Here is a 24,368-nt window from a genome sequence, read left to right as displayed (position 1 = left end):
GGCTGTTTTGTTTTATAAATGTTTCATCAGTTTTAGAGATGAGATGCTGAAACGAGTTCAGCATGACGGGAGGCAACGGCTGCCAGTCATACCGAACTTGTTTCGGTATCGTATTAATCATTAACGGTTAACACAGAAAAGATGCCGAAACGAGTTCAGCTTGACCTCTATCCTCTCGGCTTCCAAGGGATTTCCTGCGCACCTGTTTTGTGGGCTATATACCTGCCCAATACAAACAGGTAATCGGATAGGCGGTTAATGTATTTTAACGCATCAGGGTTCACTACTTCGGTTTCAGCCAAATGTGTAATTAAACGTTCGGTACGACGGCATACGCAACGCGCCACATGGCAATTAGCCACAACGGTTGAACCACCGGGTAAAATAAAATTTTTCAGCGGGGGCAATTGTTTGTCCATTGCATCCATTTCGGTTTCTAATGTTTCTACCTCGCCAACTTCAAAATCAGGTAGTTTCACGTTGGTTTTTGCAGGGTCGGTAGCTAAGTGTGAGCCTATGGTAAACAAATTGTTCTGCACCGCATCCAGCACAGTTTGCACACCCTCTTCATCAAAACCGGCACGCACCACTCCTATCCACGAGTTCAATTCATCCACAGTTCCGTAGCACTCAATACGCAAATGGTGCTTAGGTACACGCGTGCCGCCCAAAAGACTGGTCTCTCCGGCATCACCGGTACGGGTATATATTTTCATACGCTTTATTTAACGTTACTTTTCTTTAAATGCTTCATTATGGTTAGCAGCCCATCGTTCGTGCCCTTATAAAAATCTCCTTGAGCATAATTGGGTAAAAACACTGTATCCACAATTTGCTGGGTTTGCTCATCGCTCAATACCATCTCAATACCTTCTGCATTTTGTATGTACATCTGTTCCCAACCTTTAGCTATCCCAATCAAAATGCCGTTATTCTTACCTTTCTTTCCTACCCCCCACTTATTGGCCAATGCAAACGTTGCAGCATATAAATCGGTCATTTCAGCCCCTACCATACTTGTATCAAGCGTTACTACAGCAATTTCTACAGTTGTTTCTTTTTCAAAATCATCAATCAGTTTGTGTAGTTTTTTTGCTTCGTCGGCAGTAAAAATCTTATCGTAATCATTTACCCAACCTGTAGGTACTAGTTCTGATACTTTACCCGTATCAATTACACGAAGTGTGTTTGAATTCTCAAGCGAAGTCGCTGTGTTTTCGGTTACTTCTTCCACCTTAACTTTTTCGGGCTGGCAGCTAACAGCCAAAGCCAGTATAGCCAATACTAGTATTATGTATGCGTGTTTCATGCTTCTATCCGCAAATCTATCAAACAAAATATGTTTATTTTGTAGTTGATAGTGTATGACGGCTAAAAAGAACAACAAAACGGCATTAATAAAGCAGGTAATTTTATACGGAGTGCTTTTGGGTGTTGTGGCTGCCGCTATGGAACTGCTGAAATTTAATCTGATTGTTGTTGAGAATACTTTTGAAGTTTATGCTTTGCTGGTTGCATTGTTGTTTGGCGGCGTTGGTATTTGGGTGGGAATAAAGCTATTTACCAAAAACAAACAACTTATTGTTGTTGAGGGTAGTGGCACACCGGGATTGGTGGATGAAGAGAAAATTAAGGAACTGGGTATAAGCAAGCGTGAACATGAAGTACTTGAGTTGATTGCCCGCGGGCATACCAACCAAGAGGTTGCGGAGTTATTGTTTGTATCGCCTAATACGGTAAAAACCCACCTTGCCAATATTTTTGCAAAGCTGGATGTGAACCGCCGCACACAGGCCATCCAACGTGCAAAAGACCTGAATATTTTGCCTTGAGCATTCTGATACATTTGTATGAAAAGCCTTATAAACACTAAAAATCACCCATACGGGTGATGCATGATAGGTGTACTTTAAAGTTGATTTGCTGCCAATAAACCAATAAAACATTCGTATGAAAAATGTACTTATCCGCTACAGCATTATCTCAAGTATTATAGTTTGTGTACTAATGCTCTTTTCTTTCCCGATGATGAAAAATCCTGAGAACTATTCTCTGGCTGAAATTTTCGGATTCACTTCCATTTTGCTGTCTTTATCAACCATATTTATTGCTGTAAAAACCTATCGTGATAAATACAACAACGGCAAGGTGAATTTTGGGAAAGCGTTTTTAATCGGGCTATACATTACATTGATTGCAGGCGCAATGTATGCACTCACGTTTACGGTATATAACTCAGTAAGCGGAAATCCTTTTGGAAGTTTTTACCGCGATTACAGTATGAGCGAAATTGATAAACTAAACCTTGAACCATTGCAAAAGCAGGCCAAAATTGCTGAACTTGATAAAAACATTTCGATGTTTGGCAACCCCATGGTAATGTTTTTAATGGGTATGTTTGTTGAGTATGTTCCGATGGGCTTAATTGTGTCGTTGATTTCAGCAGGTGTAATGCGAAGGAAGTAACAATCTTAATAGAAAATACAAATAGCGCGGGGCATTTGCCTTGCGCTATTCTATTTTTTTAGAGTATGTGTAAGCATCCAACAAGGGAGTACCCGGGGTGCGGTTTACGGCACGACTGATGGGCAGCCCTTTATCTCCGTAAGCAATGGTAGTATCACTAAAAACTTCCTCAAATTTCAAATCGCCGTTCTCGTAGTAATACTCTACTTCCTTTACTGAATGAGTAAGCAGGTTACCCGTAGTTTCATCATACGTTAGCGTATGGGTAGTTACCATTTTTGCCTGCGTTGAACTGAATGTGTGAACAAATTTTGTTATCACTGCGCTTACCAATTGCTTTTTAGCGTTGTAGGTATAAGCGGCTGTTTCATCCCACAGCTTACCCGATGTTTTATCGCTTACAGCGTGGCGGTAACCGGCCAAATTATCAAAACGGTCGTACTTGTATAGGGTAGAATCAAAATGGTAAATGGTTTTAGAAAAGCCTGTATGTTTTTTAATCTTTATGTTCTTCTCGGGCAACCCGTTCTTATAAAACGACAAGTACTGTGATGCCGTGTCAGTTTCGGATGCAAGCACATATTTAACAGTATCCCACTGCCATGCAGGGTCGGTAATGGTAATTTTTTTATACCCCTTTTTTCGGTCGGGTACCAACTCCATGCTATACTCTTTCTTGTCTTTGTTGTAAACAAATTTTAGCACCTTGCCCCTACGGTCGTACTCATACTTGTAATACGTTTGGACTTTGCCCTTTTCGGTCAGGTAATATACCAGCTTTCCTTTATCGTCATATTTAAGAGTGCTTGCTCCTATTTTCTTCTGCTCACCGTCCTCCTCGTCCTCTTCAAAGGCAACAATTTTAAGCAGCTTATACCCTTCCTTTTTCAATAAGGCTTCTTTGCTGTTATCAGGGTTTGTGGCAGCTTTCCAAAAGTTATAGGTATCGTCAAACTGTGCGTTTGCAACCCCAAAAGCCAATACAAATACTCCTAATAATATAATATGTGTCTTCATGCTACCCCTTAGCCAATCAGCACAAATTAGCAAAAAGTTGGCAGTACGCCCAAAAAACCTATGCAGGAAAGTATAAAAATTACTTGGTATAAGTGTACACCCGCTGAGTTACCACACCCGGGTTGACACTGCGTGAAGCTCCAATCAACAGACCCTCAGGTGAGTATGTATAACCTTCGTCGATAAAGTTAGTATCAGTGTTTATTGAGCCACCGTATCTGTAGTTTTTCTTACTTACATATGAATGGGTAACCACCCTGCCACTCTTGGCTGAAACGGCATAAGTGTATTCCTCTTCCAATTCAGGCAGCCACTTTCCGGTTTTTTCATCCACCAGATTTGACTCTGACGAGTAATGCTTTACTATAGCTTTGGTTAACACCCCTTTTTTATTGTAGGTGTATTCTCCTGTAGAAACAGCAATTGTATCGCCAAACTTATTCAACTCAATAAATTTAAAACTACTCAAATTGCCTTTCTTATCGTAGGTATAGTAAGTAGTGTCGCTATAAAAGAATCCCTTAGCATAGTTTGCCTCCCTATGTACTCTTACATGCTTTTCTAGTTTACCTTCTTTGTTAAAGTAGTGGTATTGGGTATCCAGCGGGCTTACTGATGTAAAAAGGTTTTTAACAGCATCCCAGCGGTTTTTAATGGTATCCCTGTGTTTAATTTTAATGCCCTTTTTATCGTATTCAAAATCAATCCAAAAACCGGGTGCGCTGGTGTATTTAGTTACCCTGCCTTTTTTATCGTAAGCATACTCGGTATATCTGTTGCCTCCGTCCGTTTCTGAAATGTATGCAACACGTCCATCAGCATCGTAACGGTTAAAAAGTACGTTTTGGAGGGTTTCTGCTGTATCATCAGCATCGGGCTCGTAACTCACCACATTAACACTTTTAAGCCCCGCTTTTTTAATTGCCTTCGCATTATCGTTATTGGGATTCATTGCTGTATTCCAAAACGTATAATTAATATCATACTGCGCATTAGCAGCAACAACAAAAAGGAGTAAGGTACTAAATAGCGTAAGTTTTTTCATGTGAAGTGTGTTTACACGCAAAGAAAAGAAAAAATTGGCGGTAACAGCAAGTTAAAGAATTGCTAAAAACAGGCTTGTAAAATTTACCTAACTTCGCGCCCATGCGTTACTGCAATAACATACTTGAAACCATAGGCAATACCCCTATGGTAAAAATAAACAACATTACGAAAGACATTCCCGCCCTTGTGCTGGCTAAGGTTGAAACGTTTAACCCCGGTAACAGTATCAAAGACCGTATGGCGGTGAAAATGATTGAAGATGCCGAAAAAAGCGGCGTATTAAAGCCCGGCGGTACCATAATAGAAGGCACCAGCGGAAATACAGGGATGGGGCTTGCTATTGCTGCTGTAATAAAAGGCTACAAGTGTATTTTTACTACTACTGATAAACAATCGAAAGAAAAAATAGATGCCTTGAAGGCGTTGGGTGCTGAGGTGATTGTATGCCCTACAGACGTTGACCCCGAAGACCCCCGCTCGTATTACTCGGTATCGAGCCGATTGGTGAATGATATTCCTAACTCTTGGAAACCTAACCAATACGATAATCCATCGAACGCAAAGGCACACTACGAGCAAACAGGCCCTGAAATTTGGGAGCAAACCGGAGGTAAAATTACTCACCTTGTGGTGGGTGTTGGTACCGGAGGTACTATCAGCGGTACTGCTAAGTACCTGAAAGAAAAGAATCCTAACATACAGATATTGGGTATTGATACTTACGGTAGTGTGTTTAAGAAATATAAGGAAACCGGCATTTTTGATAAGGACGAGATATACCCATACATTACTGAAGGTATTGGCGAGGATTTTCTACCTGAAAACGTTGATTTTAGCCTGATTGACCATTTTGAAAAGGTTACCGATAAAGATGCTGCCATTTTTACCCGCCGCATAGCCCGCGAAGAAGGTATTATGGCCGGAAACAGTGCCGGTTCTGCAATGGCAGGTATCGTGCAGATGAAAGACCGTTTTAAAGAGGGTGATGTAGTAGTGGTGATTTTCCACGACCACGGTATCCGTTATTTGGGCAAAATGTTTAATGATGATTGGATGCGCGACAGGGGCTTTATGCAAGAGAAAAACCCTAAAGCCATTAACCTGATTGAAAGCCACCAAAACCTAAAACTGGTTACTATTGAAGCCGAAGCAAGTGTTGAGGACGCGTTGAAGCTGATGCAGAAATACGATATATCACAAATACCTGTGGTACGCGGCAGTGAGTTTGTAGGCTCGCTGAATGATAACAACCTATATGCCCGCTTGATTGATGCTCCTGAGTTGAAGCACGTGAAGATTGAAGAGGTAATGCAGCCTTCTTTCCCGTTTGTTGACCCTCAAGCAAGGCTTGAAGAAGTATCAAAACGTATCACGCGCGAAAACAGTGCTGTGCTGGTACGCGATTGGGGCGGCAATATTCACATCATCACCAAGTATGATGTGATACAAGCTATATCTTAAAACACAACTGCCTGCCCTATGGCGGGTAGTTGTAATTCACCATTTATTATTCCATCCGTTTTCAGGCGGTTCAATATCCTTACGGGTTCACCGTATGGCTCGTCCGATAGGTCAAACGTGCCGTAGTGCATGGGTAGCATTGTTTTTGCGCGGGTTTCATTAAAGGCCGTAACAGCATCCTCGGGGCTCATGTGCACCGGCTCCATAAACCAACGCGGCGAGTATGCCCCACATCCTAAAATACTAACATCAATATCAGGGAATAGTTGGCCTACTTGTTTAAAATGGCTACCGTAGCCTGAATCGCCCCCAAAATAAATGGTTTTACCACCCCCACGTATTACAAAAGCGCCCCACAACGAAAGATTGGTATCATTGAACTCTCTGCGTGCCCAATGGCGCGTAGGCAAATAAAACACCTCTACTCCTTCGGTTTTGTATTGCTGGTGCCATCCGGCCGGCTCCACATTTTTAACCACCCACTCTTTAAGCAAGGTCTCAAGTACTAAACCTGTTAATACTTTAGCTTTTGGATTGAGCTTTGACACCAACTTCAAACTGGCTTTATCACAATGGTCGCGGTGGTCGTGTGAGAGTAAAATGTAATCGATACCCTTTAGTAAATTAGGGTCAAACGGAAATGGACTCAACCTGCCTATTAATGGTAGCTTACCAAAAATTGGGTCGGTGATAATGGAAACCCCGTTAATGCGAATGAAAAATGTAGCGTGCCCCAACCACACCACCATGTTTTCATTGGTGGTTAAAAATGAAGGTGAAGCGATTACTTGGGGTAACAATTTATCGCTCTTTTTTTCATCTTTCTGTGGGTTTTTACCCAATTTCCATTTCAACAAATCATTGAAGCTGGGCCAAAACGGATGTTCAATGTTCTGAAAACCACGTTTTCCAAAAGGCGTACCTTGCCACTCATCAGCAGGCAGTATAGTATGCAAATCAGGATTTGCAAGATGTTTTATTACACTCATTTTTTGCTTAAAACCTTACCCCCACATTAAAACCAAGCACTCCGTCGGGTTCAACAAGGCTTTCACCATTATTGCGATCCGTTAAGTTTGCAATACCCAGCCCACCTACAAAACTCATATAAAAACTTTTAGTAGGTTGCACGTAAAAGCCGTTATTAAATATTATACTCACGGCATTGTACTCTGATTTAGGTTCACCAAAAAAGCTGAAAAAATTCTCTTCCCATTTACCCAAACGCAAAGCAGGTCCTAAAAAATATTTAACCTTGCCGTGTCCCGCAGGATAAAAATTAAAATCTAACCCTGCTGTAAATTTTCTATCGTACCCAAGCACGTCGTTTTCAATATCGGGTATATGGTAGTTTACACTAATCTTAAGCCCAAAAATACCTGCCCTATCAAAAATCCGTTCATAGCCCACGTTAGCATTCCCTATAAAAAAGTTCATATAATTAAGGCTGAGTATACTTCTACCCAACGATTTGGCATACTCTTTCTTCTTTTCCTCTTCTGTTTTCACAGGTGGCGGAGTAGGCGGGGCTTCAATCACCTCTACTTCACCGTCCTCATGCTCAATCAGCACCACATCAGCTTTGTTGATGCGGTATGTGGGGCCGTTCTGCCGTTTAAACTTCTTGTATATAATTTCTATGGGTGTAATCTCTAATATCTTTACGGTGTCTTTCCCGCCGTCGCGCTTAAATATTATTTCCTGCGCGTTTGCGGCAATTGCAATTGCACCAAAAACAAATAGGAGTAAAATCTTAGTCATATGCATACTTATATATTCTTAAAACCTGTACCCTAAATTAATTCCTATCATACCGTCAATTTGATTAAACTTTCTTGAAAACTGAGTACCTGCCTGATAGTTTACATACCTAAACCTAGCCATACCTACAGCGGCATTAAATGTAAAGTTAAAGTTTGATGATGCATTTACTGAAATACCGTTATTAAAGAATAGCGATAAATAATCAAACTCCGCAGGATAATTATAATACTTTTTAGCAATACCGTCCCAATACACATTATCATAAACACTTAGCATACCAAAGCGTAATGCAGGGCCTATGAAATACTTAATTCTCCCCTGCCCTGACGGATAAAAATTAACGTCTCCGCCCATTGTAAACCTGCGGCGGTAGGTAATAATATTAGGGTCGTTTTCACCCTTCAAAATGCTGCCGTTAAGGGTAAATTTAAAGCCTACATTACCGTCTTTGGTTATACGTTCATAAAACAGATTAATATTACCATTAATGGTATTCAGTATGTTAATCCCTATAATGTTTTTACCCAACGATGCTATGTATTCAGGGTCGTCTTCATATTTCTTTTTAGTTACAAAACGCGGCCCCAACACATCCCCTTCTTTAACTTCGGGGCTAGGCTTTGTTTCTTTTATCACCTCTATCCTGCCATCGGCAAATTGCACCAGCAGTACCTCGCTCAATGGCAAGCGATACAAAGGCCCCTCAAGCTCATTATACTTTTTATATTCAACCGATGTAGCGGTTATTTCTTGCACAGATACGGTGTCTTTTTTACCATTTTTCAAGTAGAGAATATCCTGACTAAATGCAGGAATAGAAAATAGTAATGCGATAATAATAAGGTACAGTTGGTTTGCTTTCATAGTTGTTTATATACAGTTTTTTAGAACCTTACCCCCAAATTTAATGTAAGATAACCATACGGAAACACATTTGATTTATAAATACCGGGACCCAAACCAATTTGAGTTCCTATGTAAAACGAATTTCCGGCATTAAACACAAATCCGTTATTAAATAGTATTGACACGAAAGGTCTTGCAGGATCAATCCCGTTTTCATGATAATCAACATAGCCGTAGCGTATTGCAGGGCCATAAAGATATGTTACCCATTTTTGTGCGGCAGGATAAAAATTTACATCAAACCCAAGCAATTGCATAGATACATCAGTGTCTTCACTCAATATACTGCCTAAAAAAGATACCTTATATCCTATTCTCCCTTCATTACGCAAGCTCTCGTACCCTAATTGAACATTGCCCAGTATCATACTGAAGATATTTGCCGTAATAATATTACGCCCCATGGGCAGTAGGTATGGTTTGGGCTTTTTATTTCCGTTTGAACCTGTGCTGTCCAGCACTTCAATTTTTCCGTCCTCAAATTTTATAAACAAAAGCGCCGACTTTAATACAACATAAAGCGGTCCGTTAAGCCTTTTGTATTTCTTAAAAGAGATGGTTTCTGTATCCCGTTCAACAATTTTAACCGTGTCGTTGTTACCGTTTTTATAAAAGATAATATCCTGCCCGCTTGCCTTTCCTATGGCTACTAACACAAACAATACACATACTAATAGTTTCTGTTTTATCATAGGCATTAGTTCCAATGCACATCTTCGGGGTAATTTGCCAACTGGCGGTAATTCCCCCCAAGACGCATCACTGTTTTGCGCCAAAATTCGTTGTCGCTTTCAGCATCAAACAACAAGCTTTCAACCCCATTGGCTACTATCCATGCTTTTTCTTCAATCTCCATTTCAAGCTGCCCCATGGCCCAACCGCTATAACCCATAAAAAACCGTATTTCGCTTTCGTCTACATAGTTTTTACGTATCAAATCAGCCAATTGTCCTGCGTTACCTCCCCACCACAAATTGGGGCCAATTTGCATTGAGTCATCAATTTTATTACCCAGTTTATGCACAAAGTGTAATGTATCAGGCTGCACAGGGCCGCCCAAATACACACGTGGCGCAAAGCCGTAATCATTTGCAAACTCAGGCATCAAATCATCTACCGTAAAGTCTGACGGACGGTTAAGAATAAACCCAACCACACCCTCTGCCTCGTAGGCGGTAATAAGCACTACGCTGCGTTTAAAATTATCATCGCCCAAAAAAGGTTCGGCAATTAATACCTTACCGGCCCCCGGCGATACCAGTTTATACTCTATCATACCTTTAGACTATTTAACGTCGTAAACCTGCTGCATGTTATAAAAAAACTTTTGTTTCTTTTACACTGTTCGTACACTTTTCGGTAAAAAAACAAATGGCAGCATTTAAGTAAAAGAGTACAACTTTTAAGCCGTCGTTGCATGCTTTTCGGTTCATTTTGCTTTTTATGCACTTCATCGTATAAAATCAATCGTTTAACGCCTATTTTTTAGGGTCGGAAAAAAATCAATATACTTTTGCCTAACCATTAATTAACCCCCTGAACCGTGGACTATACTGACCAAATGGGGCGCACAGTTTCCCTACCTAAAAGGCCCCTGCGCATCATATCAACAGTGCCCAGCCAAACAGAATTACTGTTTCATTTAGGACTTGAAAAAGAAGTTGTTGGCATTACTTGGTTTTGTATCCACCCCTCTGACCATTTCAGGGCTAAAACTAAAATCGGAGGCACTAAAAAGCTGAATTTTGAACAAATAGCGTTGCTTACACCCGACCTTATTATTGCCAATAAAGAGGAGAACGACCGGGCGCAGTTAGAAGAACTGGCCAAACTTTACCCCGTTTGGATTAGTGATATTGAAAACCTTGATGATGCGTTGATGATGATTGAAATGGTGGGCGAAATAACCGAAACGGGTGAACAGGCGCATGAACTATGCGGTAGTATAATTGATGCTTTTGCACAACTTCCCGCGGCTGAGTATAATCGTCGTGCGGCTTACCTTATTTGGCGCAACCCTTGGATGGGCGCAGGTAACAGTACATTTATACATAACATGCTTGATTTGTGCGGATATAATAATGTGTTGCACAGCTTTGCCACGGCTACCTATAATCCTGAAACCGATAGTATGCGCTACCCCCGCGTTGAACTTGAGGAGTTGAAAGAACTGGCTCCTGAAGTGGTATTGTTATCATCAGAGCCGTTTCCGTTTAAAGAAAAACACATCGAAGAAATAAAACAGGTACTGCCCTTGGCCGAAATAAAACTTGTAGATGGAGAAATGTTCAGTTGGTACGGCAGCCGCTTGCTAAACAGCCCTGATTATTTTGCCTCATTAATGCAGTCGCAACCTGCTTTGGCTATGGCCTGATAATCTCTTTACGCTTGCCCGACTTTGTTTTGTTTATATCTTTTTGTATCTTGTAAAAAAAGGTTTTTGCAATTTTTTTAAAATTTGTAGACTTGGTGCAATACTTTTAGAGCCTAAAACGGGTTCTGATTGTTACAAATACAAAGTAAACACGAATGGTTGATAAGGGGTTGTGGTTTTCACCTGAAATTATAGATGGGGCACCTGATGCTTATGCCGCGATTGATGAAAACGGCACAATCGTCATTTTTAATGGCCTTGCACGAAAAATTTTAGGCTGTAGTAAAGAAGATGTGATTGGCAAAAACCTCGGGGCATTCCTACCTGTACGCTATAAGCAAACTTACCAGAACTTTCTTACCCACTTCTTTTCATTAGACTTTAGCAAAGAGGCTGTTACCTATAAACGCCGTATATACGGACTTAATAAAACAGGCGAAGAGATTATTGTTGAAGTTAATATGGTAGGTCTTGATACCTCCCAAGGTCGAATTGCGGTAGGACGAATTACAGACTTATCAGAAGAAATAAAAAACAAAAGTGCGCTGAAGGAAAGCGAAGAACAATATCGCTTGCTGGTAGAAGGCAGCCAAGAGTTGATACAAAGCGTTGATTCTGACGGAAAGATTTTGTTTGTAAACAATACTTGGAAGAAAACGCTTGGCTATACAGATGAAGACATTAAAGACATGAATGTTTTTGATGTAATAGCCGAAGAAAGCCACCAGCACTGCATGAATGAATTTGAGCGGCTGAGAAAGGGCGAAGCAGTAAACGATACCGAGCTTGTTTTTATAGCAAAAAACGGAAAACGTATATATGCCGATGGAAACTCGATACCACGCTTTGTAAAAGGTAAAATGGTTAGTTCTCAGGGTTTTTTTAGGGATATTACCGAGCGGACACTGGCTAATATTGAGCTTGAAAAATCAAAAGCAACTATTGATTCTTTGTTTCAAAGCTCAAACATTGGTTACCTGTTCATGGATACCACGTTTACCATTCTATCCTTTAATACAATAATGTCGGCTTGGGTGCTGTATGAAACAGGAAACAAACTGAAACAAGGCTTAAAATACCCCGATTTATTGCTTGGTGAACGGCAACAAAGAGCAAGAAATGCTTTTGAACGCGCCCTAACCGGACAACGAATAGAGTACGAGGCTCCGGGAGATACTTTTGAAAACAAAGAAACACTTTGGTTTTACATCAGTATAAACCCCGTGCGGCACAGCGGCAGTAATATTATTGGAATTAGCGTAACCTGCATTGATATTACCGAACGTAAACAAGCTGAACTTGAATTGCAACAGATTGCCAACGAGATTATCCAACGTAATAAAGACCTTGAGCAATTTGCGTATATCGTATCGCACAACTTGCGCTCTCCCCTATCAAATATCATGGGGGCTGCCAATGTGATGCAATACGAAGACATTACTGATAATGATAAGCTGCGCTTACTGCAAGGCATTTACACATCTACCAGAAAGCTGGATGATGTAGTAGTTGACCTGAACAAGATTTTGCAAGTAAGTCGCAACATTAGCGAAAACAGACAAAACGTAATATTATCAACAATGATTGATGATATTAAAGCAAGTATCAATCATTTAGTTGAAGCTGAAAATGCACAAATAACTACTGATTTTACAAAAGGCAATGTGCTGTTTACCCTAAAAAGCTATCTGCATAGCATTTTCATCAACCTTATCACAAACAGTATTAAATACCGTCGCCTTAATGTAGCTCCCGTTATAACCATAAAAAGTAACCAAGTTGACAAACGCTTTGAGATTATTTTTACCGATAACGGAATTGGTATTGATACCGATAAGTATAAAGACCGGATTTTCGGGTTATACAGGCGTTTTCATGAAACCGCAGAAGGCAAAGGTTTGGGCTTGTTTATGGTGAAAACACAAGTGGAGGCTCTTGGCGGAAAAATTACCATTGAAAGCGAGGTAAACAAAGGCACTACGTTTACCATAGTGTTTGAGCAATAAGCCGATACAACTCTTTCACAATTTGCTACACTTGGCAAAGTATGTTCAAAAAACCTGTTAGCAGTAAGTTAACATTTGCCCTTTACCCCTATCTTTGCACCTTCTTTTTTTAGCCATGACAGAAAAAATCCTCATCCTTGATTTTGGTTCACAATACACCCAACTGATTGCGCGCCGTGTGCGTGAATTGAATGTGTATTCTGAAATACACCCTTTTAATCACATACCTGAAATTGATAGCACCGTAAAAGGTATTATCCTTTCGGGCAGCCCGTTTTCAGTGCGTGATAACGCTTCACCCCGTGTGGATTTAGACATGCTTACTGCCAATGTGCCCCTTTTGGGTATTTGCTACGGTGCTCAATTGCTTGCCCATGAAAAGGGCGGCGATGTGCAACCCAGTAACCACCGCGAATACGGACGTGCACATCTGCAATTTGCTGAAAAAAACCCATTGTTTGACGGAATGGATAACGGCAGTGTGGTTTGGATGAGCCATGCCGATACAATTACAGCCCCCCCTAAAGACGCAGTTCTTATTGCTAATACCGATAGCATACCCGTTGCTGCCTACCAATTAAAAGACAAACAGGTGTGGGGTATTCAGTTTCACCCTGAAGTAACCCACTCTGAGCAAGGCAAAGTATTGTTAACCAATTTTGTACACAAGATTTGCGGTTGCAAAGACGATTGGACGCCTACCCATTTTATCGAAACTACGGTAAATGATATCCGTCAAATAGTTGGTGATGATAAAGTGATTTTAGGTTTATCAGGCGGTGTGGATAGTACTGTGGCTGCGGTGTTGATTGAAGAGGCTATTGGCAACCAATTGCAATGTATTTTCATTGATAACGGATTGCTGCGCAAAGATGAGTTTGAAAGCGTGCTTGAGGCTTACAAAGGCATGGGACTGAACGTAAAAGGTGTGCGTGCGGGTGATTTGTTTTTGAATGAACTTGATGGCATTAGCGAACCTGAAAAGAAACGCAAAACCATAGGCAAAGTGTTTGTGGATGTGTTTGATGATGAAGCCCAAAAAATTGACGGTGCCCGCTGGCTGGCACAAGGTACCATATACCCCGATGTGATTGAAAGCGTATCAGTAAAAGGTCCTTCGGCTACCATTAAAAGCCACCACAACGTGGGCGGTTTGCCTGAGAAAATGAACCTAAAGATTTTAGAACCCCTTCGCAGCTTGTTTAAAGATGAAGTGCGTAAGGTGGGTTATGCTTTAGGTATTGACAAGAATATACTTGAACGCCACCCCTTCCCCGGACCGGGCTTGGCCATTCGTATTTTGGGCGAAATTACCCCTGATAAAGTACGCATTACCCAAGAGGCCGATGCCATATTCATTAATGAATTGAAAGCGAGCGGCTGGTATGAAAAAGTATGGCAAGCAGGCGCTATTTTCTTGCCCGTTAACTCAGTAGGTGTAATGGGCGACGAGCGTACCTACGAAAATGTTATTTGCCTTCGTGCTGTTATCAGTCTTGATGGTATGACTGCCGATTGGAGCCACCTACCATACGAGGTATTGGGTCGCGTGAGTAACAACATCATTAACCGTGTAAAAGGTATTAACCGCGTTGTATATGATATAAGCAGCAAACCTCCTGCTACTATTGAGTGGGAATAATAGCCGCATTGATATTTATTAACGGGGCAGTCTTAGTATTAAGACTTCCCCGTTTCTTTTACACATTCACTATAAAAAACAAACGCCGTGCAGCAAAAGCTACACGACGTTTTTTGAACCTACCTTACCTTTGATAGTATTCTCTTAAAACTCTACCTCAAACTCTAATACAGCTGCACCACGGTGCACCTTAAGAGTAGTTTTGTCTCCTTTTTTGTGTTGGCTTAGTGCATTCATGTATTCTTTCATGCCTTTTAACTCAACCCCTCCCAAAAACAAAAGAATATCTCCTGCCTTCACGCCTGCCTTATCGGCAGGTTTACCGGCAGTAACACCGTCTACCTTCACGCCGGGGCCTTCAAACACATAATCGGGCATAATACCCAATGTTACTTTAAACGATACACGGTTTTCATTATCACTGTTTTTTGTTTTTGTAAACTCAGGTTTTGGCATTGCAGCCACGTTATCGCAAATACTCGCTATGTAACGTAGCACTTCTACCGTACCGTCGTAGTTTATCAAGTGGGCATCATCCTCAGGGGTGTGGTATTGCTTGTGTTGTCCGGTAAAGAACGACAATACGGGCACATCCTTCAAATAAAAGCTCGTATGGTCTGTAGGGCCTGTTCCTGATGAATCAATACCAATAGCTAAGGTGTTGGGTTTTAACGTTTGCACCATATTGCCCCATACTGGACTGGTACCTACCCCGTACACCATTATTTTCTTAGTACTGTCGTTAAGACGGCCTATCATATCCATGTTTATCATGCACTGGGTGGTAGCAGCGTTAAAAGAACCGTACTCGGTAAATTTTTTTGAGCCTACTAACCCTTGCTCTTCGGCTGAAAAGCAGATAAACATAAAATTACAGTTCTCTTTGGTTTTGTTTTTAGCAAAATACCTTGCCAATTCTATCACCCCGGCAGTTCCTGATGCATTATCATCCGCGCCGTTGTGTATTTTACCTTCGGGATTAGCATCGCGGCTGCTGCCTACATGCCCCATTCCCAAGTGGTCGTAGTGTGCACCAATGATAATAGTGTTTGCAGCACCGTTATCTAAAAATGCCACTACGTTTTTACCGTTCTTTTCAACCGCTCCATCCTCGCTGTGAGGGTTTACTTTAAACTTAAAACTAAAGTGGTGAAAATAAGTTCCGCTGTCGCCCATAGGCTTCAACTTCAAACTTTTAAACTGCTTTGCAATGTACTCAGCAGCAAGCCTTTCACCCTCTTCACCAACACCTCTGCCCAAATACTTATCGCTGCTAAGGGTTTTTATGTGTTTTTTAACCTTCTTTTTTGATATGCTTTGCGCCTGTATTGCTACAGCTGCGAAAACCATCAATAAAAAGGCTGCAATTTTTATTATCCTCATCATGTCTTTTTGTTATACCTACGAAATTTTTAACCGTTTAGTCTTCCCAATCTGCAATAAACAGGTTTGTATCGCGGGTACCGCCATTGTTACGGTTGCTGCTAAATACAATCCTCTTACCATCAGGAGAGAACATTGGGAACGCATTAAAAATACTTTCGTTGGTAATTTGCTCAAGTCCGGTACCATCGTCATTAATCATGTACAACTGAAAATCGTACCCCCTGCTGCTGTGGTGGTTTGATGAGAAAATGATTTTTTTACCGCTTGGGTGAAAGAAAGGAGCCCAGTTAGCTTTGCCCAAGTTGGTTACTTGTTTCAAATCGCTACCGTCTACATTACAGGTATAAATTTCCATGTTGGTGGGAGCTACTAAGCCTTGTGCCAACAAATCTTTGTATTCTTTAATTTCTTCTTCGGTTTTTGGGCGTGATGAACGGAATACCAAACGTTTTCCATCAGGTGAAAAGAAAGCACCACCGTCATATCCCAATTGGGTAGTGATTTGCTTTACGTTCTTACCGTCTGCATCCATTGTATAAAGCTCCAAATCGCCGCTACGGGTGCTGGTAAACACAATTTTCTTACCATCAGGAGATATGGTGGCTTCGGCATCGTAACCGGGGGTATTAGTAAGCTGTTGCTTAATGTTACGTTTTAGGTCGGCAACAAAAATGTCAAACTCAGGGTAAATTGCCCAAAGGTATTTGCCATCTGCGCGGTGCTCAGGAGCTGGAGGGCATTTGTCATGTTTCAAGTGTGTACTTGCGTAAACAATTTTATCATCCCCACCCATAAAATAAGAACAAGTAGTACGGCCCTTACCGGTACTTAGCATTTTAGGCATATATGTGCTGTCTTTTGCAGCCTCATCTATCTTCATTAGGAAAATTTGGTCGCACTCTACACCCCATTTTTTAGCATCACTCTGAAAAGTAAGCATGGTACCGTCAAAGCTAAAGTAGGCTTCAGCGTTGTTGCCGCCATAAGTAAGCTGACGAATGTTTTTAAGATGTTTTTCTGTTTTAACGCTATCCTTAGCCATACTGTCTGTGGCTGAAGAATCATTGGTGTGTTGGTGACTGTTTGGATTTTTGCAAGCTGCAAAAGCCACTACTGAAAACGCAATAAGTGCGGGTATTATACGCATGTTATAAAGTGTTGTTTTATCTGGCGCGAAGATATTATTTTAGAATGGTTCTAAACAACCAAAATTGATATAAAAACACAAAAAAAGGGGGCATTTTCTGCCCCCTCAAAATTTAACCAATATGAATTTCAGCCTATAGCCTTTGTAAGTCAAACAATGGGTTTCCTTTTATTCCTTTTTCGTCATAAAAGTCAATAAACCTTAGCTTATAGTAGTATCCTGATACCGTTTTAACAATGTAAATCAAATTTGGATTCACCGTAAAACGTCCGGAAGTCTGGTTGTAATATTTCCAGTCAAAACCAATCACATCTGCATCGGCAGTGTATTTAAGTCCCAACGCATAATCCAAAGTAATATCTTCAAACTTCATTTTAGTCTCTTCGTATGCTGTCACACCGTTAGGGTTTAGCAATACACCTGTTACCTGATAAGGTAAAGGCTCAGGACCTTGGTCGTGGTAAACGTGTTGGTAGCGGGTAAATACAATGTCCCAAGTTCCTTTTTCAGGCTCCAAGTCAGTTTTTACCTCACCGGTAGCAATGTTAAGGTATGAGTAGTTGTACTTAGCATCTTTAGGAATGAAGTACGTTTTTTCATCAATGCTTCCGTCAAGATTACCCACTTTCACCCAAAAACCTGTGTTATCAGCTTTTTGTACTTGAAAGCGTTTGAAGTGTGCCGTACCCGAAGTTTTAGTAGGGTCGGTATTAATGATATATAGTTTACCTTTTGAGGTTCCGTCAGTATTGCTCCACCAAGTACCTATACCGGTTGAGTCAAGGTGACCGTTAGGTGCATCGTATTTAAATTCGTGTCCGCTAACAATGGTATAACCTACTGCAAAATCAGTTTCAGAAGTTTCGTGTGCCCTAAAACCTTTGCCGCCATTCATACGAATGTGCAAGCCTTTTTCTGTGTTTTCAAAAGCAAAGTCCCAATCAGCAAGGCTACGCACCATAAAATCTTGGGTGTGTATGTTAAAGTATATGATTTTATCATAACTCTCGCCCATTTTCACCTGCTTTTGGGTTACGTTTCCTGCCGGTTGAAGAACAAAACGTTCGTCTTCCTTCCAACACGATGACAGTGTTACCAAAACTGCTGTTAATATGCCAAGCGCTTTAATCCTCATTATCGTTTGTCCTGCTTGAATAAGTGAATCTTAATGTTTGTAAAAATTGTACGCCCCATTCCTATTCCCATTGAGTTACCTCCCCCGCTATGTGCTCCTCCGGTTGGTGCGTTATAACTGATGCGAATTACGTTAAAAATGTTACGACTGCCTATGACCAGGGTCACTCTTTGACCTAAAAATGACTGTGCTACCGATAAATCGGCCATAGAATAGTCTTGAATGTAAGTTTGTATGACATTTCCCCCTGCATCTAACATATAACCGGGTACTCTTCCGTTGTATTTATAGAATAAACTGATGGAAGTTTTTGACACGGGAACGGTATAAGTAACGTTTGCTTTGTACTCTTGGGTAGTACTGTATTTTGAAACATTAGGCCCGCTTATCAGGTTTTTATTGGCAATGTATGATGCCCCTAATTGCAGGCTAATATGTTTGGTTTTGAACTCTGTATTAAGGTTGGTACCGGCATTGGTAAATGCTCCTATATTCACATAGCTGTATAGCTGTTTAGCAGGGTCAACCACTGCAAGTGATATCATATTGCGGATATCGTTGTAAAAGAAAGAGGGTTCAAAACGTATGCTGCTATTTTCGCCTACTGTGCGGGTATATAAAAACGATGCGTTGAAGTTGTCTGAAATTTCAGCTTTCAGGTTATCATTGGGTTGTATGTTATGGTTCACATCAACAAAAAACAAGCTCAACTCTTTTAATGAAGGTGCTCTGAAACCCCTTGCATACGAAGCACGCACACTAAGATTTTTGTTTATGTCGTATTTGGTATTGAATGACGGGGTTATTGGCGCACCGTATTTGGTGTTGTATGACGCACGTACACCGGGGCGTATCACTAAACGCCTAAGCGGTTTATACTCAACCGTTGTATATCCGGCATAATCACCAATAGATTGGCTGGTACCTTCTATCCTTCTGCCTGTACCGGTTTCAATATTAATATCATACCCCACTTGCACAGTGGCATTTTTACCCCAGCCAACGGTGTAGATACCACGCGAAAGCCATAAATCAAACGTAGAAGTATCGTGGTCGGTAGAGCCTTGTGTTTGTACATTTTCTAGCGTAACTAAGTTTTTACGCATTTGTATGTTGTGACGACGGAACCACGAGTATGAGTTAATTAACTGTATATGCCCGCCGTTTTTAAGCTTAATATTTGAGAATAACGAGTTATTAAACCTGCGTGTATAAAAATAGTTATCAAACGCATACACGCTGTAAGGACCAACAACAGGTTCGCCTTTGTTTAGCAGCAACTCATCAAAAAAGGTTGATTGTAACCTGTGGGTGGTATTTTTAATACTAAACCCTACAATTACATCGGCAAAGTATTGTTCTTTGGGTTTCCATGCTTGCGCACGTTTGTAGGTACCTAACTCTTCGTAACCGTCAAAAAAGTTACGCCCGCCCGATACCTGTACACTTGTTTTTTTAGGGGTGCTAAACGCCACACGTCCGTCAAGGTTATATTGCCCTGCGCTTTCGTAATAGCTGTTCACATTCCCTTCTATACTATTCTTAGTAGTTTTCTTCGTAATCAAATTAATCACCCCGCCCAACGCATCCGTCCCGTACATCACACTCATCGGCCCCTCTACAATTTCAATCTTTTCAATATTGTTCAGGTTTATTTGCCCTAGGTCAATATTACCATCCATGCGGCCAATCATCGGCACGCCGTCAATCAGTATTTTCACATTCTGCCCGCCAATTCCTTGCAGGCTCATGCTACTGCCCAAAATATTATCACGTTTCAGGCGTATGTTCAATTCATTACTTAATACATCGTTCAAATTCACCGCACCCTGCCCCTCTATCCGTTTCATATCAATCACCCTAATTTTCGATATGGATTTATCAATGTGCGTAGGTTCAAAAACGCCTGTAACCACTACTTCACTCACTTCAGCCTCAAATGGATACAGTTTAATTTTCAGGGTTTTTCCTGCAACAATTTCAACACTGTCTTCAAAAGCCTTAAAACCTTCGGCTTGTATTTTCAGTAAACATTTTCCGCCAAAATCTAGCTGCACCATACCTTTAGCATCTGTATAGTACAATTTGGCTCTGTTATACTCTAATCCCTTTTCAGCTGATATAGGCACCACTCCTACCGATGCAAAATCGACAGGTTTCAACGCTGTGTCGCCTATTTGTATAAAAAACTGGCCTTTTGCAACTGTTGTGCAAAAGGCCAGTAGTATAAGTACCATTACTCCCGTTCCCAAACGCTTTGCAGCGTGTTTTAAAACATAGCTTGTTATAAGTTTGGGTGTTGTCATGCTTAAGATACGTGACTTTGGGGTAAATGGTTTTTATTTTAGTTTTTAATCAATTTTTGGGTAATGTTGAAACCACCGTTTTCAATGCTCATCACATAAACACCGGCAGGTAATTGCTCAATGTTTACTTCGCTGGTATAAAAACCGGGAGCGTTTTCTAACGTGTGTGTGGCTACTACTTTACCGGCCATATCATAAATTTTCAATGTATTGCTCACTGAGTTTGCACGGTTTTCAAACACAACGCTAACTGAAGTAGCAGCAGGGTTTGGATATACACCGAATGAAGCTACAGTTGCAGCAGGGTTTACTGAAAGACCCGGTTGTACTTTGGTTTTGTTAAATACTGATTTACCATTGCCTGTACCGCCAAATGCTGTAAAGTATATTTTCCATACTGAACCGTTTTGCAATTGAACGAAATAAGCCAATGAATCAATCAACACCCAAGAAAAAGTGTTGTTATCAAAGAATTTCCAGTCAGAACCGATAATGTTTCTAAACTCTTTGTAATCACCTGCTGTTAGATTGGCTACATCATACGTTAATTTATCAATGCTCCTTTTCTCAGCTACTTTAACGCCTTTGTTAGTAAGAACACCCATTACAGGGTAGTAGCTTCCGGGTGCAGGCATTGAAATCCACTCGTGGTAACGAGTAAACAACAAATCCCAATCTTTAACGCTATCAGGCTCGTGAGCTACATCAGCACCATCAATTATTGAATAGTAATCCAACAATTTTGCATTGCCGTTGCTGGCTACGATAGAATCAACTACTTCGTTAGTTCCATCAACATCAGCGTATTTAAAATGCCATACGCCAAAGTTTTTATCCATTATAAACAACTTCTTGTACACTTTGTTAGATCCGTTAGTGATTTCTAACAGGTATAACGAATCTCCCTCAACAACCTTGGTCACGGGATTGTAAATTCCCCAAGAAAAATCAGGGAAAGTTCCTGCAGCACGGTTAAAAGCACCAAACTCCCAAGAAGTATCAGTGTTTTGGTATTCTAACCAACCTTTCCAGCCCGAAGTATCAAAAGTGCTCCATGCAGTTTTATCACCTTTTGGATACAAATACAATTTGGTGCTGCGTTGTGCAGTTGATGAGCTTACCGAATTAATAAAAATAGCATCGGTGCGGAAGCCTGTGCGGAAAGCAAGGTCCCAAGTGTTGTTGGCTACCTTTTTAACTTCGCCGCTTGCAAAACTGTAATAAACATCATTGCCATAACCGGCACCCATTAAAACTGAATCGGCAATTTGCGCTGAAACGTTCATAAATGGAATAATTGCGAATAATGTACAGATGGTCTTTTGTAGTTTGTTCATCTCTATACGATAACTTTTAGTATGCCGCAAATGTACCCTTACGGTCATTATTTAGAAAGATTATAAACTAATATGACGGTAATATGACAGAAGTTTGACAATAAGAAAACGTAGTAACTACGTGGCTTGTGGCCCGTTGCCGTTGTCTAATGATCTGCGCGATAGCCCGAAAGCGGCCATCAGCACACCAATAAGCCCTACTACAAAGGCTGTAACAAATAACACCGTAAAATCACCGTCGGCTCCCACCAAACGGCCACTAAGTGCGCCAAAGAATGCAATGGCAAATAGATTGATGGATTGTTGTATCGTAAAATCGGTACCGGGACTAGTTAGCCGGCATTTATCCATCATAATTGTAAATACTGTAACGGTTGCTAAACCGGATATGAAACCGTTTATCATTATTACTGCATAGATAATATATGTATCGGCATCACCTTTTAGTAAGAAAAAGCCAAGCAACGACAGAACTTTCAAGCTGCCAAAACCTACCAAACTGTTTTTACGACCCCATTTTTCTACCAAAACTCCGGCCAGCACTGCTCCGGCTACTGAGGCTGAATTACCCCAAACGCTTACTATGGATGCTATTTCGGTTTTGGTGTACCCCATATCTAAAAACATTGAGGGTAAAAGGGTACTTGCCAACATTTGGTTGGCCATATAAATTACCATTATCAACAACCAAAATCCCATCCCTTGCATTTTAAAATACGATTTCACATTGCTAAACCCAGCAGTAGAAGGTTTGGGTGGGTGTATGGTTTCATCGTGTTTGTATAATAACACCGGAATAAACGGAATAAGGAAAAACAACACAAAAGCCATCATGGCCCAATTCCATCCAAAACGGTCAAAAATTATCAGTATCAATGCCCCGCCCAATACTTCACCCACATAGTAGCCCCCCATTTGAAAGGTATTCCCTATCCCGTGTTCTTTCTTGGGTAAAGCAAGTACGGCAAAGGCATCTATAATAATGTCTTGTGTAGCGGCAACAAGGCTGAATAAAAAGAAGGCTCCTAACACAGGTTGTATGGCTTCGGGAAACTGAAAGCTGGCTGTGAGTCCTAGCAAGGCTGCGCCCAATACCTGAAAAAATAAAATGGCTTTGCGGATTTTGGGGAAACTGTTGGCGCACCACTTATCTACCAAGGGAGCCCATACAAACTTAAATACCCATGGCAACAACAACAGACTCATAATGGCGCTAAGCGATTTATAGTCGATGCTTTCTTCTTTAAGTAATAGCTGAAATCCTGTTTTGATAAAAGAAAACGGAACCGACTGAACTATGTATAAGCTTGCTAATACAACGTATTTGCGCGATAATTTCATCAGTAGTTAACTCCGTTCAAGTGTTTATGAGCGCGCGAAAATAGTTTAGAATTAGTTTAAATAAAAAGGTTTCGATAAGTATTTCGTAAAGTTCTTTCACAACTTAAAAAAGCCCCTCTTTACCTATTTTACTATTCTTTGGCGAAGAAGAATTACTCCTTCTCTTTCAACAGTTATATAGTATATCCCTTGCGATAGGCTATTGACCTGAATGGTCTCTGTGCCTTGTATTGTTTTACACAGCTGAACTCTGCCGGTAACATCTGTAATGCTAACCATTGTCGCCTCATCCATATCGGGAATATCAACCACCAATATATCGCCACCAATATATCGTTTACGGGGTTGGGGTAAATTGAAACTTGAGTTGAATGAGGGGTAGTAACTCCCATTGACAGGCAAACCTTAATGCTATCACAAGCAGTATCTGCACATATTTGATTATTGCCGTAAATGTTAAAAACAACTAAACAGACATTATATGTACCTGCTGAATCATAAGTGTGTTTTGTAACTTGCACAGCACTATCCACATCTCCATCACCATAAAACCAATAATAATAATGTCCGATTGAGTTAGTAGCAAAAGAGATTTTATAACAGCTATCTGGGTCAACAGCACGAATAATATCTGCAACCGGAGTTACACAGGAGTCAAACCGCACAGTAATCTGTTTGCAAGTGGTATCCCTGCAAGTGGTATCGCCGTTCTGTTTTAGGTTATAGGCCAATAAACATACGTTATAAGTACCTTGCTTAAAGTAACTGTGATTGGGAACCTTGGTGTACACAGTGTCCCCGTCTCCAAAACTCCAACGGTATTGTGTAGTACTGTCCGTCCATGTAGAAGTATTAGTAAATAACGTTTTTCCAAATAAATCGGCGGTATCATCCCCAAACTCAAAATCAGCAGCAAAACCAATACAGCCCGGCTGGGCAAAGGCGTTGAAAGAAATCAGCAATAGCAATAGTGTTACACAAGCATATTGTGCTTTTTGTATCATAGTGTTGTTTTGTTATCACAAATATAAGT

22 protein-coding genes are annotated in these 24,368 nt (G+C 40.8%); 6 read left to right on the top strand and 16 right to left on the bottom strand.

All coding sequences use genetic code 11. From position 1 onward, the window contains the following. Positions 1–167: 167 nt before the first annotated feature. Both F9K23_10565 and F9K23_10560 read right to left on the bottom strand, forming a co-directional pair. A complete protein-coding gene (locus F9K23_10565; protein ID KAB2915690.1) occupies positions 168–716 on the bottom strand; it encodes a cob(I)yrinic acid a,c-diamide adenosyltransferase in 549 nt (182 codons plus the stop codon). Between the two features lie 5 nt (positions 717–721). After that, on the bottom strand, positions 722–1,309 hold the full coding sequence (locus F9K23_10560; GenBank protein ID KAB2915689.1) for a TPM domain-containing protein: 588 nt from the start codon (positions 1,307–1,309) through the stop codon (positions 722–724). Positions 1,310–1,457: 148 nt separating this feature from the next. On the opposite strand from F9K23_10560, the gene F9K23_10555 reads away from it, so the two are divergent. Together F9K23_10555 and F9K23_10550 are read left to right on the top strand one after the other, a co-directional pair. Continuing rightward, positions 1,458–1,832 carry a DNA-binding response regulator gene (locus F9K23_10555; protein ID KAB2915737.1) on the top strand — a complete coding sequence of 125 codons (375 nt, stop codon included), beginning with the start codon at positions 1,458–1,460 and terminating at the stop codon, positions 1,830–1,832. A gap of 118 nt (positions 1,833–1,950) precedes the next feature. Continuing rightward, positions 1,951–2,466, top strand: a complete 516-nt coding sequence (locus F9K23_10550; GenBank protein KAB2915688.1) for a DUF4199 domain-containing protein — start codon at positions 1,951–1,953, stop codon at positions 2,464–2,466. A gap of 45 nt (positions 2,467–2,511) precedes the next feature. On the opposite strand, the gene F9K23_10545 is transcribed toward F9K23_10550, so the two are convergent. Beyond that, complete coding sequence (locus tag F9K23_10545; GenBank protein ID KAB2915687.1) at positions 2,512–3,483, bottom strand: hypothetical protein; 972 nt, start codon at positions 3,481–3,483, stop codon at positions 2,512–2,514. 79 nt (positions 3,484–3,562) lie between these two features. Beyond that, complete coding sequence (locus F9K23_10540; protein KAB2915686.1) at positions 3,563–4,528, bottom strand: RHS repeat protein; 966 nt, start codon at positions 4,526–4,528, stop codon at positions 3,563–3,565. 101 nt (positions 4,529–4,629) lie between these two features. Here F9K23_10540 and F9K23_10535 point away from each other — a divergent pair, with 101 nt between their 5' ends. Beyond that, a complete protein-coding gene (locus tag F9K23_10535; GenBank protein ID KAB2915685.1) occupies positions 4,630–5,991 on the top strand; it encodes a pyridoxal-phosphate dependent enzyme in 1,362 nt (453 codons plus the stop codon). Here F9K23_10535 and F9K23_10530 read toward each other — a convergent pair. Genes F9K23_10530 through F9K23_10510 form a run of 5 tightly spaced genes read right to left on the bottom strand, consistent with a single transcriptional unit; the run spans position 5,988 to position 9,937 of the window. Beyond that, the gene (locus F9K23_10530; protein ID KAB2915736.1) at positions 5,988–6,971 is read right to left on the bottom strand and encodes a Zn-dependent hydrolase; all 984 of its coding nucleotides are present in this window, start codon (positions 6,969–6,971) and stop codon (positions 5,988–5,990) included. The two genes, F9K23_10535 and F9K23_10530, sit on opposite strands and share 4 nt — an antisense overlap. Before the next feature lie 16 nt (positions 6,972–6,987). Further along, complete coding sequence (locus F9K23_10525) at positions 6,988–7,752, bottom strand: hypothetical protein (GenBank protein KAB2915684.1); 765 nt, start codon at positions 7,750–7,752, stop codon at positions 6,988–6,990. Between the two features lie 18 nt (positions 7,753–7,770). Beyond that, complete coding sequence (locus F9K23_10520) at positions 7,771–8,619, bottom strand: hypothetical protein (protein KAB2915683.1); 849 nt, start codon at positions 8,617–8,619, stop codon at positions 7,771–7,773. A 20-nt stretch (positions 8,620–8,639) separates the two neighbouring features. Further along, entirely contained in the window at positions 8,640–9,353 is a 714-nt protein-coding gene (locus tag F9K23_10515; GenBank protein KAB2915682.1) for a hypothetical protein, read from the bottom strand. 5 nt (positions 9,354–9,358) lie between these two features. Continuing rightward, the gene (locus F9K23_10510) at positions 9,359–9,937 is read right to left on the bottom strand and encodes a YqgE/AlgH family protein (GenBank protein ID KAB2915681.1); all 579 of its coding nucleotides are present in this window, start codon (positions 9,935–9,937) and stop codon (positions 9,359–9,361) included. A 285-nt stretch (positions 9,938–10,222) separates the two neighbouring features. Between F9K23_10510 and F9K23_10505 the strand changes: the two genes are divergently transcribed. From F9K23_10505 to guaA, 3 genes are all read left to right on the top strand, one after another. Next, positions 10,223–11,035 (top strand): ABC transporter substrate-binding protein, encoded by an 813-nt coding sequence (locus tag F9K23_10505; GenBank protein ID KAB2915735.1) that lies wholly within the window; start codon positions 10,223–10,225, stop codon positions 11,033–11,035. A gap of 155 nt (positions 11,036–11,190) precedes the next feature. Then, positions 11,191–13,041, top strand: a complete 1,851-nt coding sequence (locus tag F9K23_10500; GenBank protein ID KAB2915680.1) for a PAS domain-containing sensor histidine kinase — start codon at positions 11,191–11,193, stop codon at positions 13,039–13,041. Between the two features lie 115 nt (positions 13,042–13,156). Next, positions 13,157–14,683, top strand: a complete 1,527-nt coding sequence (gene guaA, locus F9K23_10495) for a glutamine-hydrolyzing GMP synthase (protein KAB2915679.1) — start codon at positions 13,157–13,159, stop codon at positions 14,681–14,683. A 144-nt stretch (positions 14,684–14,827) separates the two neighbouring features. Here guaA and F9K23_10490 read toward each other — a convergent pair whose 3' ends face one another. The 7 genes from F9K23_10490 to F9K23_10460 form a co-directional block, all read right to left on the bottom strand. Then, complete coding sequence (locus F9K23_10490) at positions 14,828–16,069, bottom strand: M20/M25/M40 family metallo-hydrolase (GenBank protein ID KAB2915678.1); 1,242 nt, start codon at positions 16,067–16,069, stop codon at positions 14,828–14,830. 34 nt (positions 16,070–16,103) lie between these two features. Beyond that, on the bottom strand, positions 16,104–17,216 hold the full coding sequence (locus F9K23_10485) for a hypothetical protein (protein ID KAB2915677.1): 1,113 nt from the start codon (positions 17,214–17,216) through the stop codon (positions 16,104–16,106). 133 nt (positions 17,217–17,349) lie between these two features. Beyond that, a complete protein-coding gene (locus tag F9K23_10480; GenBank protein ID KAB2915676.1) occupies positions 17,350–18,351 on the bottom strand; it encodes a hypothetical protein in 1,002 nt (333 codons plus the stop codon). Beyond that, positions 18,351–20,657 carry a TonB-dependent receptor gene (locus F9K23_10475; GenBank protein ID KAB2915675.1) on the bottom strand — a complete coding sequence of 769 codons (2,307 nt, stop codon included), beginning with the start codon at positions 20,655–20,657 and terminating at the stop codon, positions 18,351–18,353. The genes F9K23_10480 and F9K23_10475 overlap by 1 nt, the downstream gene beginning before the upstream one ends. A 38-nt stretch (positions 20,658–20,695) precedes the next feature. Beyond that, the gene (locus tag F9K23_10470; GenBank protein ID KAB2915674.1) at positions 20,696–22,042 is read right to left on the bottom strand and encodes a T9SS type A sorting domain-containing protein; all 1,347 of its coding nucleotides are present in this window, start codon (positions 22,040–22,042) and stop codon (positions 20,696–20,698) included. Positions 22,043–22,111: 69 nt separating this feature from the next. Further along, a complete protein-coding gene (locus F9K23_10465; protein ID KAB2915673.1) occupies positions 22,112–23,335 on the bottom strand; it encodes an MFS transporter in 1,224 nt (407 codons plus the stop codon). A gap of 123 nt (positions 23,336–23,458) precedes the next feature. Continuing rightward, complete coding sequence (locus tag F9K23_10460) at positions 23,459–23,737, bottom strand: T9SS type A sorting domain-containing protein (protein KAB2915672.1); 279 nt, start codon at positions 23,735–23,737, stop codon at positions 23,459–23,461. Positions 23,738–24,368: the final 631 nt, after the last annotated feature.

Source organism: Bacteroidota bacterium, from assembly GCA_008933805.1.
Lineage (GTDB): Bacteria > Bacteroidota > Bacteroidia > UBA8524 > UBA8524 > SB11.
Note: the sequence above shows the minus strand (reverse complement) of the source record. Positions and strands in the feature narration are given on the sequence as shown.